Source organism: Haloferax marinum (assembly GCF_009674625.1).
GTDB classification, from domain to species: Archaea; Halobacteriota; Halobacteria; order Halobacteriales; family Haloferacaceae; genus Haloferax; species Haloferax marinum.
The window spans coordinates 1,901,695-1,919,435 of record NZ_WKJQ01000001.1 but is presented as its reverse complement, the minus strand read 5'-3'; the positions used below and the strand labels follow the sequence as shown (position 1 = coordinate 1,919,435).

Annotated in this window: 10 protein-coding genes, 1 tRNA gene and 2 rRNA genes; 7 read left to right on the top strand and 6 right to left on the bottom strand. The window is 61.0% G+C overall.

All coding sequences use genetic code 11. The features are described 5' to 3' along the window. Positions 1–54: 54 nt before the first annotated feature. Positions 55–705 (top strand): GNAT family N-acetyltransferase, encoded by a 651-nt coding sequence (locus GJR99_RS09815; RefSeq protein WP_151111659.1) that lies wholly within the window; start codon positions 55–57, stop codon positions 703–705. A 37-nt stretch (positions 706–742) separates the two neighbouring features. On the opposite strand, the gene GJR99_RS09810 is transcribed toward GJR99_RS09815, so the two are convergent. After that, the gene (locus GJR99_RS09810) at positions 743–1,099 is read right to left on the bottom strand and encodes a hypothetical protein (protein WP_151111657.1); all 357 of its coding nucleotides are present in this window, start codon (positions 1,097–1,099) and stop codon (positions 743–745) included. Positions 1,100–1,319: 220 nt separating this feature from the next. Here GJR99_RS09810 and GJR99_RS09805 point away from each other — a divergent pair, with 220 nt between their 5' ends. Further along, positions 1,320–1,955: a hypothetical protein gene (locus tag GJR99_RS09805; protein WP_151111655.1), complete on the top strand. Its 636-nt coding sequence runs from the start codon at positions 1,320–1,322 to the stop codon at positions 1,953–1,955. A 152-nt stretch (positions 1,956–2,107) separates the two neighbouring features. Here GJR99_RS09805 and GJR99_RS09800 read toward each other — a convergent pair whose 3' ends face one another. Further along, complete coding sequence (locus GJR99_RS09800) at positions 2,108–2,305, bottom strand: heavy-metal-associated domain-containing protein (protein ID WP_151111653.1); 198 nt, start codon at positions 2,303–2,305, stop codon at positions 2,108–2,110. A gap of 131 nt (positions 2,306–2,436) precedes the next feature. On the opposite strand from GJR99_RS09800, the gene GJR99_RS09795 reads away from it, so the two are divergent. From GJR99_RS09795 to GJR99_RS09785, 3 genes are all read left to right on the top strand, one after another. After that, the gene (locus GJR99_RS09795; protein WP_151111651.1) at positions 2,437–3,042 is read left to right on the top strand and encodes an AsnC family transcriptional regulator; all 606 of its coding nucleotides are present in this window, start codon (positions 2,437–2,439) and stop codon (positions 3,040–3,042) included. Positions 3,043–3,151: 109 nt separating this feature from the next. Continuing rightward, entirely contained in the window at positions 3,152–5,740 is a 2,589-nt protein-coding gene (locus tag GJR99_RS09790; protein WP_151111649.1) for a heavy metal translocating P-type ATPase, read from the top strand. 286 nt (positions 5,741–6,026) lie between these two features. Further along, positions 6,027–6,245 (top strand): hypothetical protein, encoded by a 219-nt coding sequence (locus GJR99_RS09785; RefSeq protein ID WP_151111647.1) that lies wholly within the window; start codon positions 6,027–6,029, stop codon positions 6,243–6,245. 15 nt (positions 6,246–6,260) lie between these two features. On the opposite strand, the gene GJR99_RS09780 is transcribed toward GJR99_RS09785, so the two are convergent. Next, on the bottom strand, positions 6,261–7,115 hold the full coding sequence (locus GJR99_RS09780) for a hypothetical protein (RefSeq protein ID WP_151111645.1): 855 nt from the start codon (positions 7,113–7,115) through the stop codon (positions 6,261–6,263). 275 nt (positions 7,116–7,390) lie between these two features. Between GJR99_RS09780 and GJR99_RS09775 the strand changes: the two genes are divergently transcribed. Next, on the top strand, positions 7,391–11,008 hold the full coding sequence (locus GJR99_RS09775) for a tetratricopeptide repeat protein (RefSeq protein WP_151111642.1): 3,618 nt from the start codon (positions 7,391–7,393) through the stop codon (positions 11,006–11,008). 134 nt (positions 11,009–11,142) lie between these two features. Beyond that, positions 11,143–13,938: a DUF1508 domain-containing protein gene (locus tag GJR99_RS09770; protein WP_151111640.1), complete on the top strand. Its 2,796-nt coding sequence runs from the start codon at positions 11,143–11,145 to the stop codon at positions 13,936–13,938. Between the two features lie 179 nt (positions 13,939–14,117). On the opposite strand, the gene GJR99_RS09765 is transcribed toward GJR99_RS09770, so the two are convergent. The 3 genes from GJR99_RS09765 to GJR99_RS09755 form a co-directional block, all read right to left on the bottom strand. After that, positions 14,118–14,194 (bottom strand) — tRNA-Cys (locus GJR99_RS09765). A gap of 288 nt (positions 14,195–14,482) precedes the next feature. After that, positions 14,483–14,604, bottom strand: a 5S ribosomal RNA gene (gene rrf, locus GJR99_RS09760). A gap of 114 nt (positions 14,605–14,718) precedes the next feature. Continuing rightward, positions 14,719–17,630 (bottom strand): 23S ribosomal RNA (locus GJR99_RS09755). Between the last annotated feature and the right edge of the window lie 111 nt (positions 17,631–17,741).

The window sequence follows — 17,741 nt, the reverse complement described above, 5'->3', positions numbered from 1 at the left end:
ATTTGTGTGAGACGACCGAACAGTCTCAAGAGGTCCCCGCGCGTATCTCTCTGTATGGACGCTACCGCTGGTGACGGGATTGGAGGGACTGCCGGTGACGGGGACGGCACCTTCTGGGACCCAAGCCAATGTACGGGCACACCGTACTGCCCGCCTCGCTGTCCACGATTTGTCGATAAATACGGAGGCGGCCTCATCATCCGCCCATACACTCCCGGCGATTGGGAACCGCTCAAAGAGATGTACCGTGACTACGGGAGAGAACACCGGTCGATGGGAATCCCACCGATTGGGGAGAAGTACATCACAGAGTGGCTCTCGGGGCTCGTCGAACGCGGGCGCAACTTCGTCGCCGTCGGTGACGACGGCATCGTCGGTCACATCGCCTACGCGCCGCGCGACGACCCCGAACCCGAGATTGCGGTGTTCGTCCATCAGGACAGTCACAACAGAGGAATCGGGACCGAACTGTGCCGGCACGCCATCGCCGACGCGGCAGATTCAGGCCACGAAGCACTGGTTCTCCACGTCGCCAAAGAGAACCGACGCGCGATTCACGTCTACCTCGGACTCGGGTTCGAAGTGGTCGCCTCGGAGAGTATGGATACGAAGATGCGACTGGTACTCGACCAGTCGGTGCTGACCGAAACTCGAACGACGCCGGTTCACGACGAGACGACGCCTGCGAGCAGCACAGAGTTCTAGCACACCTCGACGCGAGCGCACCTCGACGGGTCGCTAGTCACTCGGGAGTGACGACCGACTGTTCGTCTGCGTGGTCGACCGCCACGTCGTGGCGGGTGTGTCTGGCGTGCGTTCGGGCCCAGCGTCGTGCGGCCCCTTCTGACAAGAACTGGTCGGTAGCAGGGCACTGACGGCAGTTCGTCACCCACGGCGACACGTCGTCCGGAAAGTGGCCAGTGTGTCGGTGATGGTCGAGTGCGAACTGTTCGACAGACTGGTTTCCGAGTTTCAGTTCGTCTAACTCGTAGGCGAGGTCCCACTCGTTCCCGCAGCGAGAACAAGAGACGGTGGGCGTGTCGTCGATTGGAGCGGTCGGTGGTGGCGTCTGAAAGTCGTCGTCGCTCGGGGAAGGCACAGTTGGTGTTACGCGCCGACCCTCTTGTACCTGAAGGCTGGATTGGTTGGTGAGTCGGAACGAAGAACCGGCAGACAGTGAACGTCGAGGGTCCAGCAGACAGTGAACGTCGAGAGTCCGGCAGACAGTGAACGTCGCGTATCACGAGACGTTCAGCCATTGCGTGACGTTCAGTCTCGTATTTCTCGCGTGCGCACGTAGTTCTCACAGGTGGAGAACCATGAGTGAGAGAACGAATCGTCGCGAGCGACCCGAAATCGAGCAGTCGATGCTCATCGACAGCGTGCTCGCGACGTTCGACGTCACGCAGATACGTCACGTCGTCGTCGACGCGTCACCAGCCGAGACGTACCGTGCCGTCTTGGGCATCGACTTCATGCAGATGGGAACCGCTGTCCGAATCCTCAACGAACTTCGCGCACTACCGGAGCGTCTCAGTGCCCGCCTTCGCGGAGAACGCTGGCACGGGACGCCCGCGTCAGTCTCGCTCGACGACCTCGTCGATTCGACTGGGTACGTCGTTCTCGGCGACCGCGAGGGCGACGAGTTCGTCTTCGGTGCCGTCGGGAAGTTCTGGAGACCGACCATCGAGTGGGTCGATATCGAACCAGGCGAGTTCGTCTCGTTCGACCGACCGGGATACGCAAAGCTCGCCATCGGTTTCTCGGTTCGCCCCTACGGAACCGACAGAACGCTCCTCTCGTACGAGGCCCGGACTGCGACGACCGACCCGGAGGCGAGGCGACGCTTCCGACTGTACTGGTCGGTCATCGGCCCGTTCGCCGGGGTACTGATGCAACAGGCGCTCGCGCACATCAAAGCGGAAGCAGAGCAGTATCGGATTCCAGTTCGGTGACAGCGCGAATCCAGCCGTAGAAGGGGAGTCGTCCCAGCCAACTCGGATGGCAATCGCAACCGTCGGCGACACGTCTCGAGCGACACTCGACGTGACCACCGACTAACGGCGTTCTGAAAAACGGAGAAGGTTGTCGAAGAAGTTCGTCCGACTCAGGCGCTCGCGTCGTAGCCTGCTCCTTCGACGGCGGCCACGAGCGCGTCGACGTCGGCCTCGCCTTCGACGGTCGCGCTGTCGGCCTCACGGTCTGCTGTGGCGTCGGTCACGCCGGAGACCCCGGCGAGTGCGTCTTCGACGCGGCCTTCGCAGTGCTCGCACGTCATCCCAGTGACGGTGATAGTCGTACTCATCACCGTACACTACACACTCCCAGACTTAGTGAGTTACCCTTTGAATGATGTGGGTTTAGAACCAACTACACGTTCGAATCGAAAGTCAATTTCGGGTAATGCCTATCACACCACGGCTCCTACGGTCGGTCATGCGCGACCTCGACGAGACAGACCTCCGAATCCTCGAACTCCTCGCGGAGGACGCCCGCCGCCCGTTCAGTGACATCTCCGACGACGTCGGACTCTCCGCACCGGCAGTCTCTGACCGAATCGACAGACTCCGTGAGGAAGGAATCATCCGACGGTTCACGGTCGACCTCGACCAATCGACGCTCTCGGGTGGGACACCCGTCCTCGTTCGGCTGGCTGTCCGCCCGGAGTTCGTCGACGAGGTACGCGACACGCTTCGGGGGTCCGACGCGGTCGAACATCTGTTCGTCTCGGTCGACGGCGAGGTGACGTTCCACGCTCGACTCGATGGCGACGCGACACGGTCCGAACTGAACGAACTCGTCGACCTCTCGAAGGTCCGGAACTACGACGTAGACCTCGTCGAATCCGCCGAGTGGACGCCGACGGTCAACGGAACCGGATTCGCCTTAGAGTGCGCCGAGTGTGGCAACACCGTCACGAGCGAAGGCGAGAGCGCTCGTATCGGTGGGTCGCTGTATCACTTCTGCTGTTCGTCCTGTCTGGGTCGCTTCGAGGACCGATACGACCGTCTCGAAGCGGGAGCAGACGCAAACGACGACTGAGAAGAACGTCATCTTCGGGAATCACCTTCGAATCCAAAGTCAGGCGTGGTATTTTCCCTCGTTTCGTAAGGCACAATTTAGGTAAGAGAGGGGTACGTATACAATAGTAATGAGTAGCAGAACGGCCCACCTGGACATCCGCGGCATGAGTTGTGCGAACTGCTCGCGGGCAGTCGGGGACACAGTCGAAGCACTCGACGGGGTGTCGGAGGCGACGGTCAACTTCGCCACCGACGAGGGAACTGTCGAGTACGACCCCGACGAGGTATCGCTGGCGGAGGTGTACGACGCTATCGAGATGGCGGGCTACGAGGCCGTCTCTCAGACGCGGAGTATCGGCATCTCCGGCATGAGTTGTGCGAACTGCGCCGACGCGAATCGCAAGTCACTGGAGTCGCTCCCTGGCGTCGTCGACGCCGAAGTCAACTTCGCCACCGACGAAGCGCTCGTGACGTACAACCCGGCCGACGTGACGCTCGACGACCTCTATCAGGCCGTCGAAGACGCCGGGTACACCCCCATTCGTGACGACGAGAGCGACGACGCCGACGCTGGCGAAGACGCGCGTGACGCCGCCCGAAACGACGAAATCCGGCGACAGAGACGACTGACACTCTTCGGCGCGGCGCTGTCGGCCCCACTGCTGGCGATGCTCGCAGTCGAACTGTTTACCGCCTCGGGTCTCCCCGAGACGATTCCGGGTACTGGCGTTCCGATGGGATGGCTCGCGTTCGCTCTCGCGACCCCAGTGCAGGTCGTCCTCGGCCGCGAGTTCTACGCCAACTCCTACAAGGCCATCGTCCGGAACCGCACGGCCAACATGGACGTGCTCATCGCGATGGGCTCTTCGACGGCGTACCTCTACTCGGTCGCCGTCCTCGTGGGGCTCCTCGCCGGCAGCCTCTACTTCGACACTGCCGCGCTCATCTTGGTGTTCATCACGCTCGGGAACTTCCTCGAAGCGCGGTCGAAGGGACAGGCCTCCGAGGCACTGCGAAGTCTCCTCGAACTCGAAGCAGACACCGCGACGCTCGTCGACGAAGACGGGACCGAACGAGAGGTCCCACTGGACGACGTCGAGGTTGGCGACCGGATGAAGGTCCGCCCCGGTGAGAAGATTCCGACCGACGGCGTCGTCGTCGATGGCGACTCTGCGGTGGACGAATCGATGGTCACCGGCGAGTCGGTTCCCGTCTCGAAAGAACCCGGCGACGAAGTCGTCGGGTCGACGGTGAACCAAAACGGCGTCCTCGTCGTCGAAGCGACCAAAGTCGGGTCGGAGACGGCGATTCAGCAGATCGTCTCGCTCGTCAAGGAAGCACAGGGTCGCCAACCCGAGATTCAGAACCTCGCCGACCGAATCTCGGCGTACTTCGTGCCGGCGGTCATCGTGAACGCGCTCTTCTGGGGAACCGTCTGGTTCCTGTTCCCAGAGACGCTCGCTGGGGTCGTCCAGTCACTCCCGCTCTGGGGCCTCGTCGCCGGCGGCCCGGCCATCGCAGGCGGGACCGTCTCGACGTTCGAGTTCGCCGTCGTCGTCTTCGCCTCGGCGGTGCTCATCGCCTGCCCGTGTGCCCTCGGCCTCGCCACACCCGCCGCGACGATGGTCGGGACGGCTATCGGTGCCCGAAACGGCGTCCTGTTCAAGGGTGGTGACATCCTCGAACGCGTCAAAGACGTCGAGACAGTCGTCTTCGACAAGACGGGCACGCTCACGAAAGGTGAGATGACGCTGACCGACGTGGTCGCACTCGGCCCTACGGCGGACGGGTCGGGCGCTGTCGCTTCCGAGGACAGCGTACTCGACGAAGATTTCGTCCTCCGATACGCCGCCTCTGCCGAACGCAACAGCGAACACCCACTCGCGCGCGCCATCGTCGACGGTGCCGAAGAGCGCGGTCTCGACCTCTCGGACCCCGACGAGTTCGAGAACGTCCCCGGCCACGGCATCCGCGCGACTGTCGACGGCCAGACCGTCCTCGTCGGCAACAGAAGACTGCTGTCGAACGACGGAGTCAACCCCGCACCGGCCGAAGACGCCCTGCAGGAACTCGAACGTGAGGGGAAGACGGCCATGTTGGTCGCCGTCGATGGCGAACTCGCCGGTATCGTCGCCGACGCCGACGAAGTGAAAGACACCGCCAAGGCGGCCGTCAGCGCGCTCTACGAACGCGGCACCGAGGTCCACATGATCACTGGCGACAACGAGCGGACCGCACGCGCCGTCGCCGCACAGGTCGGTATCGACCCAGACAACGTCAGCGCCGGCGTCCTCCCCGAGGACAAAGCCGACGCCGTCGAATCGCTCCAGTCCGACGGCACGAAGGTGATGATGGTCGGCGACGGCGTCAACGACGCGCCAGCACTCGCCGCGGCGTTCGTCGGAACCGCACTCGGGTCCGGCACCGACGTCGCCATCGAGGCGGCCGACGTGACGCTCATGCGTGACGACCCACAAGACGTGGTGAAAGCCATCCGCATCTCCGAGGGGACGCTCTCGAAAATCAAGCAGAACCTGTTTTGGGCGCTCGGCTACAACACGGCGATGATTCCGCTGGCCTCGCTCGGACTGCTCCAACCCGTCTTCGCTGCCGGTGCGATGGCGTTCTCGTCGGTGTCGGTGCTCGCGAACAGTCTCGTGTTCCGCACCTACAAACCGGACCACGACTACCACCTCCTCGACTTCCTCCGCCGGTAAGCCCTCCGTGGGGGCGGTTTTCTACGCGAACACGCCGAGACGTACTCCTACCTACACACCTCCCAACTACCGAACTCATCTCCCAACTACCGAACTCATCTCCCAACTACCGAACTCATCTCCCAACTACCGAACCTCTCTCCCAACTACCGAACCCCTCCATTTCATCTCGAACAACAACTCCGTTGACAAGAGTTTGTCCGGACAGCGAGGCCGAGTGAGACGTGCGGCCGACGAGTCGATTTGCCCCTCAGTTTTTCTTCTTCCGAGGTGAATATCACACTAAATGGTACGAGGAACGACGACCCAGTGGAAGACGTGGATGGTAGTCGCAGTCGGTACGTTCGTCGTACTCGCCAGTGCTGGGACGCTCGTCGGGATGCCATGGCGCTACACGGCCGTCGGCGGCGTGGGGACTGTTCTCCAGATTCTCGGGGGGATTGCGGCCATCGGAATCGGCGTCGTGCTCGCGTGGCTCGGCGTGACGAGTGTCCGTAAAAAGTGAAACGCGGTGCGGTGTTCAGTACCGTGACGGCATGAACGCCATCCCGATGAGGAGGACGATGGTCGAGAAGGCGACGATGACGACGCCCCACAGACCGTTTTCGAACAGGTGGAACTCTTCTATGCTTTCGACCTGCGCGTCGTAACTCTCGTAGTTCTGCGTCAGGACGAGCGTCTCACCGTCGGGGAAGTACGCGAGGTACTGCTGGCCGCCGACGGTCACGTTCGCTTCGTTGTCGACGCCGATGGTGTTCTCTTCTGCGGCGAACCATTCGAGCGTGACACCGGCGGATTCGACGGTGGCGACGGTGACGTCCTGTTCGTCGTACGCGAAGGAGTCACCTTCGGCGACGGTGCGCGTCTCGTTGGCCGGGAAGTACTCCTCGGCGAGGACGAGCGTGTCGCCGTCGACGACGACGTACTCTTCACCGTCTCGGGTGACCGTCTCGTTGTCGGCGTTCTGGTCGTTCTGCAGGATGGCAGAGTCGTTGCGAAGCTCGACGAGCGTCGCTTCCGACGGGTCGGAGACGTTCTCGATTTCGACACGGTAGTCCGTGCCGTCGAGCGTGACGGTACTGCCGTTGTCCCACGTCTCGGTGAAGCGGGCTGATTCGTTTACGTAGGTGATTTCTCCGGAACGGACGAGGGTGGTGCCGCCACCGTGCCCGCCAGATTCCTCTTCCTCAGTAATCGACGACACTGTAAACGTCTGGTCACTGTCGGGGACGGAGAATTCGTCTCCCTGTGCCAGCGAGTACTCGGGGTTCTCGAAACTGACCGTCGGCGTCGATGCAGTCGCGATGAGCGAGTATGCACCGGCACCGATGACCAGGAAGAACACGACGGAGATGATCGCGGCGCGTCGTTGCATGGTTTCGGCATGGGCCACACGGCGTATAACGATTACTTTTCTGTGGAGTGACGCCGCGCGGTTCGTGACTGGTGGTGAACAGCGTGTCTCCCCGAATACTGGGGGACCCCAGCCAAAATACGACGGGGGTGCGTATCGGACAAGGGTTTTAACGCGGACAAATCAATGTTGGGGGAAATGGACACAGGGTACGGGCGGAGGGGGACTGGGTACGGGCAGACGGGGGACTGGGCAGTCCACTACCCAACGGGTGAAAGAAAAGAGGAGAACCGTCGATGACCACCGATAGTGACACCAACGCAGACCTCATCGAACTCGTCTTCGACCGGTTCGACTTCCTCCGGGTGCTCGACGGAAACCGTCTCGACAAACCCGAGTTGGCAGACACACTCGGCTACTCTCGTTCGACCGTCGACCGAGCGGTCCGCGAACTCGATACGTTCGGACTCGTCGTCGAGGGGAACCGAGGCTATACGACGTCGCTGAAGGGAGGGTACCTCCTCACCCTCTTTCGGTCGTACCGCGACGACCTCCAGGACGTTCTCGAACTCGACCCGGTGCTCGTCGAAGAGACGACCGACTATCCGCTCCCCATCGACGTAGTCGTCGGGTCCGACGTGGAGTTTTCCAGTGGGCCCTCACCGGACCGACCTATCGAACGACTCGGTGACCGATTCGACTCGACGAGTCACGGTTCGTTCGTCTTCGCCCGACGACCGAACCACGCGTACACCGAACGACTGACCGAGTGGGTCGCCGCGGGTCACTCGTGTCGCATCGTCGCACCCGAGTCGGTCGTCACTGCACTCTGGCGCGAGTTCCCCGTCCTCCTCGAGACGATGCAGAACGCACCCAACTGTTCGATTCGCACGGGCGACGTCCCCCCGTTTTCCCTCACACTCACAGTCACCGATGGGACGACTCTGTTGTCTGTCGTCGATTACGACGAGAGTGAACGCCCTCGGTGTGTCGTGAACAACACGTCCGAGGCGGGAGTCGCGTGGGGGCGACGACGCATCGAGTCACTCTGGAAGGACGCGACGCCCTTCGACCTCGGTGGACACTGCAGCGGCGAGTCGGATGGGACAGCCGAGACAGACGACCCAACGCACCCGCCCGGTGCACGCGAAGCGAAGCAAGACACGGACGAACGAGAGGACGAACGAGACGTGGTCGACCCCCGGACGACACCAGGTTCTGACGCCGGTGAGTCAGTTTCGGAGGCCACGGCAGACGTACACGGAGTCCACGGAGACCCACTGCCGACGACACTCCACTCTCAGGGGTTCGTCAGACTCTCTGCAAACTACTTCGACCGAGTCGGGGCCTCGCCGCCGCTCGCCTGCTGGCGTGCCGGGTTCGACCTCGGAGAGGTTCGCAAAGGGTACGCACTGGACCGTGAACGACCCACGCCGGACGGCCGCGAGAACGTCACCGACGACCTGTTCGAGCGACTCCGTTCCGGCGACGACCACGTCGTCGTCGGCCCGCCAGGGTCCGGAAAGAGTACGGTCTGTATGTCCGTCGCCACCCGATGGTACGAGTGCGAACGCGGACCGGTCCTCTACCGAAAGAGTGGGCAACGAGACCCGTTTGCGGCGACGGCACATCTCGGTGCGTACCTCGCCGAGACGCCGGGGCACGCACTCGTCGTCGTCGAGGACGCGACGCGGAGCGAGGCGAACGCTATCTTCGAACTCGTCCGTGAGTTCGCCGACGACGGCCAGGTGACGTTCCTGTTCGACAGTCGCGAAAACGAGTGGCGAGACAACCACCTCCGTGGGTCTGCGCGTCTCGAATCCTACCGAACACAGGCTATCGACGTGCTGTCGGTCCCACCGGTCGACGCTCTCGAACGCGAGCGAATCGTCGACCACTTCGAGGCGACGGTCGACCAACCAATCGACGTCGACTCCGAAGAACTCCACCGCGGTGAGGCCGACGAACTCGCCCCCGGAGAGATGTACCTCTTCTTCCATCGACTCGCCAGATACATCGGAACGACGTCCTACGACGACTCCGGTCCGACGACGCTCCTCGACGACATCGACGGCGTCTACGACGACCTCCAGCGTGTCGACGACGAACTCGGCGTCGACGTGGGAGTTCTCGTCAACCTCCTGAACGCCGCCGGACTCGACGTGGACGTCCCGTTGGTGTACGTACTGTCGTCGTCGAGCCGGGACGAATCGGTCGTCGAGTCGGCACTCGACGAACTCGAGCGGTCGGTGCTCTACTCCGCGCTCGGTGACACCGACGACACCCGTGTCCGAACCGTCCACGAGACGTGGTCGACGCGGTTCCTCCAGCGACTCCTCGACGTCGAGTCCGAACGCAAGGCGAGACGTCGGTTCGAGCGCTGTCTGGCGGCGCTGTTTTCGCTCGTCGACGACGCGGACGAACGCCAGCACGTTCAATCGGTGTTCGGCGGGACAGCAGACGTCGTCCGCACCATCGAAGACGACCTCGAATCGTGGGGTGACCGGCTCGTCCAGAGCGTCTTCCAACTCGGTGTCAACAACCCGACGCTGTCGGCACTGTTCGCCGAGACGGACTACTCGGCGGTCGAGATTCCCGACGCGTGCGACGCGACCCGCCGACTCGACGCGCGCCGGTGGCGTGCCCGTATGTTCGTCAACGGTGGCGAACTCGAACGAGCGAGACGAGAGTTCGAATCACTCACCGACGTCGACGTCGACGAACTCGACGAGGAGGCGCTCGTCCGAGCACACGCGGATGGGTTCGCCGGCGTGTCCGAAGTCGCCCGGTTCCGAAGTGAGTTCGAACGCGCACGCGAGGCGGCACGGACGGCACTCGACCACTTCGAGCGAATCGACGACGACGAGGGGCGAAGCGACGTGTTGAACGCACTCGGGAGTATCGAGATGCGCGTCGACAACTTCGACGCCGCACGAGAACAGTACGAACGCGCACTGGAGCTCCGAGCAGACGTCGGGAACGAGACGAAAATCGCGAGCACACTCGCGAACCTCGCGCAAGCCGAACAGCTCACCGGGTCGTACGACGAAGCGCGTGAGTACGCCCACCGCAGCCTCCAGATTCGCCGAGACATCGGCTATCGGTGGGGAGAAGCGATTAGCCTCTCGATTCTCGGCGTCATCGAGAACGAGGATGGGACGCTCACCCAGGCAGAGCGATACACACGGTTGGCCCTCGAAATCCGCCGCGATATCGGAGACACACTCGGTATCGCGTCGTCCTCGGCGAACCTCGCAGCAATCGAAGTTCGCAGTGGACGACTCGAAGACGCTCACGAGCGATACACCAGCCTGCTCGAACTGACTGCCGACGAGCAACTCGGGTGGGTCAACGGCGGTGTCCAGCAGGGACTCGCAGAGACGTCCCTCGAACTGAACGACCCCGAGACAGCAATCGACCACGCCGAACGGGCGGCAGACCTGTTCGAGGAGTCCGAATCCAGGGTTGCCGCGGCGAGACGCATCCAAGCGCGAGCAGAGTTCGAACGAGGCAACCTCGAGCGAGCGCGAGACATCGCTGAAGCCGTCGCGAAACGGTCGGTCGACCTCGGACCGGAAGAAAAGACACGTTCGAACGCAATCCTCGGACGAATCCTCGTCGAGATGGGTGACGAGGACGCTGGCTTCGAGCACCTACGCGACGCCGTCGAGACGGCACCCGACGGTGTGACCGAAGGCCGGTGTCTCTGTCAGTTGGCAGACGCACTCCGCGACGTAGAGCGGGTCGCCGACGCTCTCGACGCACTCGAACGAGCAGTCGCCTGCTTTTCGACCGTCGAAGCGACGGTTCGGCAACGAGAGACGAGACGAGACGCACTCACACTCGCGACCGAGGGAGGCGACGAATTATCGGTCGACGAACTCCACTCACGACTCGACCGACACACAAAATGACAGCTCGTAGTCGTTAAATGGACTATTTTCGAAGACCGCACAACGGCCGAAGCAGTACGTGTTCGTTGATATGACTGCATAATCGGCAATTAACGTTATTACCGGCTTTCGTGAGTTGTAACGTGTGAGCGCCCATGTCACACGCTAATGTTTTACACGGCCGTCTATACCGCCTGTACGAACGCTACGTCGGAGAACCCGACTCGCAAAAAGACGTCTACGGATACTGGTTGTTCGTCACCGGATATCTCGTGAGTTTCGCCGGGGTGGCCATCTTCCTCACGGGACTGCCGAACGCCGGTGGCAGCGTCAACGTGTTCTACTGGCGAATTTCCGTCACACTCGCGGCGCTGGGATTCCCACTGGCGATGCTCGGCATCGTCCTGTTGTTACCCGTACGCTGGCGAGCAGTCCAAGTGACACTCGGGGGCGCGGGGCTCTCGATGCTGGGCGTACTCGCGTTCCAATGGGCATACCCGCAACACTGGCGAACCGGGGCAAACTACACGAACGAAATCGTCGCGCTCTATACGGTCGGAATCGCCGTCATCGCTGGTGTCGCGGTGTTGGTTCCGGTCGTGACCGGTAAACAGGGAATGTTCGTCGAAGACGAGTTGCTGAACATCGCCGACCAACCGCCTGTCCTGATTGGTGATTCGACCACTGGCACACTGTTCAGCGTCTTCCGCAAGACGGACAAAGACTGGACGTGGCGAGCGATACAGCAAGACGCCGTCGCAGATAGCACTCGAACGACCGGGAGTCGCGCGACGGCACGCGAGTCCGTCGAAGAAGTCCGCGAACTCGTTGGGAAGGCAGGGATGCTCGAAATCACGACGGCCGCGTTCCGTCTCTACGAAGACGACGGGCAGTGGCGGTGGGTGCTGATGCAAGAAGACGGCGGCGTCGTCGCCGAGAGTGGCACCGTCTACAGTGCACGCGACGGTGTCGAAGACTCCGTGAGCTTCACGAAAGACACCGGCCCGAACGCGCCGGTTATCGACATCGACGGTGCTGCAGTCGACTACTACCGCGAAGGCGACGACTGGCACTGGCGAATTATCGACGAAGACCGCAACCCACTCGCCGGCGACGTCGACGCCCACGCCGACCGCGAGTCGGCCACCACCGCAGTGGACGACTTCCAGTCGTTAGTGCCGGACGCTCGAGTGCTGGCACTGGACGGTGTCGGTGCAGAACTCTACGAAGACGACGAGGAGTGGCGCTGGCGAGTCGTCGATTCGGGAGACCGAGCACTCGCGGCGAGTGGAACGGCCTTCGGCGAGCGACGACTCGCAGAGGCCTCCGCCGACGGCTTCTTCGAAGATATCGGAGACGCGACGGTCGTCGAGAAGGGGAGCGCCGGGTTCGAAGTGTTCTCCGAAGGCAACAGATGGGACTGGCGACTGGTCGATTCCAGCGAGGAGGTCGTCGCTCGAAACAGCGACTCTGCGACCGACACGGAACCACTCGTCCAGTGCGCCGAGTCGATTGCCGACACGGCGGCCGACGCCGACGTCGTCTCTATCGAAGCCGGCGATTACGAGATATACCCCGGCGAAACCGGGTGGCACTGGCGATTCGTCACCGCAGACCGCACGATCGTCGCAGACCGCGAGGGTGGCTACGAGACACCCGAAGAAGCACGCGAAATCATCCAGACGGTTCGGTCGCAGGCGTCCGAAGCCGACCTCCTGGAGTTCGAAAGTTCGGCCTTCCAGCAGTACAAGACCGACGACGACGAGTGGCGCTGGCGACTCATCGACGAAGGCGGTGCGGTGTTGGCAGACAGCGGGCAGTCCTACGAGTCCAAGGCGGGTGCCGGCGAAGCGATGCAGACGCTCAAAGAGAAAGCACCCGACGCCGAGATTCTCGAGATAGAGACGGCCGCGTTCGAACTCGTCCGCACTGACGACGACAAGTGGCGATGGCGACTCATCGACGAAGGTGGGAACCTCATCGCAGAAGGCGCCTCGAAACATCCGAGTCGGCAGGCCGCCCGACAGGCGATGGACCTGTTGGTCGACCTCTCACCGGACGCCGAGGTCCGCGAGATGGCCGACCCCATCTTCCAACTGTACACAGCCGACGGCGACTGGGCGTGGCGCTACGTCACCGTCGAAAACGAGAGTATCGCAGACGGGACCGAGACTCGCGGCACCCGCGACGACGCCGCCGCCCACGTCGAAGACGTTCGAACCGCCGCGGTGGGCGCGCCGGTCAGCGTGGTCGAAACGTACGCTATCGAACTAGCGGCGACCGACACGTGGTCGTGGCGCGTGTTCGACCCCTCGCGTGCCGTCGTCGCGACCGGAACGCTGCAGTACGCCGACCGGGACGCAGCACTCCGTGATATCGAGGTACTGCGGGCAAACGCCGACAGCGCACCGATATTCGAAATCGACAGCGCTGCCATTCGGCTCACCCACCACGACGACGGGTTCGGCTGGGTGCTCATCGACCGCGAGCGAAACACCTACGCCCGAAGTAGTACCCAGTACGGCACGAAACCTGCGACGCTCGACGCCATCGAACGCCTCAAAGAACTCGTGCCCGACGCACACACTATCGACTTCGGTGACGCCGGGTTCGAACTGTTCGAAGACGTCGATGGATGGCGCTGGCGACTCCTCGACGAGAACGAACGCGTCGTCGCGACAGGTGCGACGCCCTTCGAGACACAAGCGGCCGCCGCAGACCGAATCGACACCGTCCGCGACTTCGTCGCCAACGCGAGCGTGCTGGAGATCGACGACCCGACGTTCGAACTCAACTACCAGAACGACGGCTGGATTTGGCGACTCGTCGACGGCAACGGGAACTCCCTCGCACAGAGTATCGAGGTGTACCCAACCCGGCAAGAGGCCCGTGCGGCGATGCAGACGCTCAAAGACCAGGCTCCCGAGGGCCACGTGACGATGGCGCAGTAACACCGTCGGACGAGCCCGAACGCAGTCTCGCGTCTGTGCATTTTTCCGATTCCGTCTGCACGATTTTCGAGCAGCATCTCCCGGTCCGGCGGGCCAACCGGCGAGAACCATCAGCTCAGATTTTACTCGTTGGTCGACGGTTCCTCAGGAGAAGACACTCCAAATAAGTTCAAAGAGAAAGCCAAGGGCCGGATTTGAACCGGCGGGGGTTCCGCTCTGCAGGCGGATGCGTTGGGCCGAACTCTGCCACCTTGGCGCAATTAATCGTACCGCTGTCTTGTGCTTAAGCCTGACGGTGTGCGGCATCTGTGATTCGAAAACCCCTCGTTTGGGGCAACAGAGAACGAGTGCCTGAGGGAGAGGGATGACTCTCTGTAGGCTATCGGAGACGACTCGCAGTTACACTCGTCGTGACCGCGTGACGGCCTCTCGTCGAGACCGCGTGCTGCGGCTCACGGATGAGTGATACGCGAGTGGGGATTCCACTCGCCATAAATGAAGAAAGCCCACCGGAGGAATCTCCGGTGGGCTTTCTGAGTATGAATAGGGGCGGCGAACTGGATTTCCCAGAGGATCGCTCACTCCAGTACTGACCAGAACGCAGGTGAGCTTAACTGCCGTGTTCGGGATGGGTACGGGTGGAACCTCACCGCTCTGGCCGCCTTAAATCCGATCGACGGAATCGAACCGTCGCCATACCAATATCGGTGGCGTCGAATCTGACTTAATGTACGTGCAATCCAGTTTGCGCCTGGACCCGTTCCCGGATCTCAGTGCGTATGAATGTGGCTTGGTCTGTTAGTGCTCGCGGGCTAAACAACTCGTTGCCTCGTTGCGTACACCCCGAGTCTATCGAACTCGTCTTCTACGAGTGACCTCAGTGGAACTTCTTTTCCGTGTAGGTTTCGAGCTTAGATGCTTTCAGCTCTTACCCTGCGGTGCGTAGCTGCCCGGCAACTGCCCTCTCGGACAACCGGTACACCAGTGGCACCCATTCGTAGTTCCTCTCGTACTATACGAACGTTCACGTCATGTTCCTAAACACCCCCAATAGATAGCAGCCGACCTGTCTCACGACGGTCTAAACCCAGCTCACGACCTCCTTTAATAGGCGAACAACCTCACCCTTGCCCGCTTCTGCACGGGCAGGATGGAGGGAACCGACATCGAGGTAGCAAGCCACCGGGTCGATATGTGCTCTTGCCGGTGACGACTCTGTTATCCCTAAGGTAGCTTTTCTGTCATCTACGGGTCCCATGAATGAACCTCGTAGGTTCGCTAGACCACGCTTTCGCGTCAGCGACACTCGTTGGGAATGTCACTGTCAGACTTCCGTATGCTCTTGCGCTCTTCCACGAGTTTCCGACTCGCGTGAGGAAATCTTTGGGCGCGCTCGATATCTTTTCGAGCGCGTACCGCCCCAGTCAAACTGCCCGGCTACCGGTGTCCTCCGCCAGGAGTGAGAGTCGCAGTCACTAACGGGTAGTATTTCAATGTTGCCTCGGTGGCCCGCTGGCGCGGGTACCTGTGTATCGGCTCCTACCTATGCTGCACATTAGCGACCACGTCTCAGCGACAGCCTGCAGTAAAGCTCTATAGGGTCTTCGCTTCCCCTTGGGGGTCTCCAGACTCCGCACTGGAACGTGCTGTTCACCGGGCCCAACGTTGGGACAGTGACGCTCTCGTTGATCCATTCATGCAAGCCGCTACTGAAGCGGCAAGGTACTACGCTACCTTAAGAGGGTCATAGTTACCCCCGCCGTTGACGGGTCCTTCGTCCCATTGTAATGGGTGTTCAGATACCCGCACTGGGCAGGATTCAGTGACCGTACGAGTCCTTGCGGATTTGCGGTCACCTATGTTGTTACTAGACAGTCGGAGCGTCCGAGTCACTGCGACCTGCTCGATCAAGAGCAGGCATCCCTTATCGCGAACTTACGGGACTAACTTGCCGAATTCCCTAACGTCGGTTGATCCCGACAGACCTTGGCTTGCTCTGCCAGCGCACCTGTGTCGGATCTCGGTACGATTATCTTGCTCGTCTTTTCACGGGCTCTAGGTACCGCCGAGTTTCCCTATCTCACCATTCTTTCGCTTCGTGCCATTACGGCTTCCACGAAGTTCGGTGATTCGACGGGGCGAAGGCCCCGCTCGGTGTTCCCTAAAGCGTCGACTTTTAATGCAAGATAGTACTGGAATATTAACCAGTTTCCCTTTCATCTAATTCGAGTTACGGTTAGACTTAGGATCGACTAACCCTCGGCTGATTAGCAGTGCCGAGGAACCCTTGCGCGTAAGGTCGTCGGGGTTCACACCCGACTCTCGCTGCTACTGAGACCATGATTTTCTTTGCTGCTCGGTCCACACGAAGTCTCCCCCGTGCTTCCACCCAAACAGTATGCCAACCTACGGAATCGTACTATGAGTACGCCGCTAGGTCTCGGAGATGGATTTGAGCCCCGATCATTTTCGACGCCTCGAACCTCGGCCGGTAAGCTGTTACGCTTTTCTTAGAGGGTAGCTGCTTCTAAGCTCACCTCCCGGCTGTTTAGGGCTCGAGACAATCTTCAATCGCACTTAATCCATACTTTGGGTCCTTAACCTAGCTCTGGGTTGTCTCCCTCACGGTGCACAAGCTTACCCCGCACACCGGACTCCCTGAGTCTACGACGTCTGTAAGTTCGGAGTTTGACAGGGAAGCGAACTCCTCTCGGAGTCCGGATTCCCAATCGGTCGCTCTACCTCACAGACTATCTCATCAGAGGTCATGCTTCGACATGTTTCGGTTGGAACCAGCTGTTGCCAAGTTCGATGGGCCTTTCACCCCTACACCAGAGTCACGAGAGGGTATTGTAGGACACCAACTCTAACGGGCCTCCACGCAGCTTTCGCCACGCTTCACCCTGCTCCGGCGTAGATCACTTGGTTTCGGGTCGCATCCGGTTGGCTCCCCGCCCTTGAAGACGGTGGCCCTGGTCAAAGACTGCGGCCGTATCGGTTTCCCTATGCCTCCGGGGGTTCACCCCTTAGACTCGCCAGTCAGATGCACTCCATGGTTCGTTTTTCAAAACGTACGACGTAACATCGGCTTCGTCTGAGTCTTACTGTGAGATCGCTCTCGGTTCATTCGTCAGACGACCTTGTATGCTACATCGCTCTATCGCCAACTGATTTCAAGCCCTATTGCACCGCCCTTTTCGGGGTGCTTTTCAGCGTTCGCTCACGCTACTTGTTCGCTATCGGTCTCGAGGAGTGTTTAGTCTTCGCAGTTGATGCCTGCGTAATTCACGAGGGATATCCAACCCCCGCTATTCTGGAACAACCCCGGAATCGTTCACTCACACTACGGGGTTTTCACCCTGTATCACGCTCTGTTCCAAGAGACTTCGTGTGAGATCCAGATTCGTTATGGGTAGTCCGTACACCACATTGCCCGAAGGCTTCGGTTTGGACTGTGTCGCTTTCACTCGCCGTTACTCACGATATCGCGGATTGCTTTCTTTTCCTGCTCCTACTAAGATGTTTCAATTCGGAGCGTTCCCCATTGCGCAAGGCAATTGCGTGGGGATTCCCATTCGGAGATCCTCAGTTCTTTCCCTCCATGCGGGTCCCTGAGGCTTATCGCAGCTTGGCACGTCCGTCATCGGCTCTCGAGCCGAGCTATCCACCAGCTGGCACAGTAGCCAGTTGATATAGTCACTGTGACCCGGAGAACGGGTCCAGTGGACGCCTGGATTGCACGTACATACGGTTTCATCAAACGCCCAGTAGTCTTCTGGCGCGTTTTCGACCCTTCCCAACCA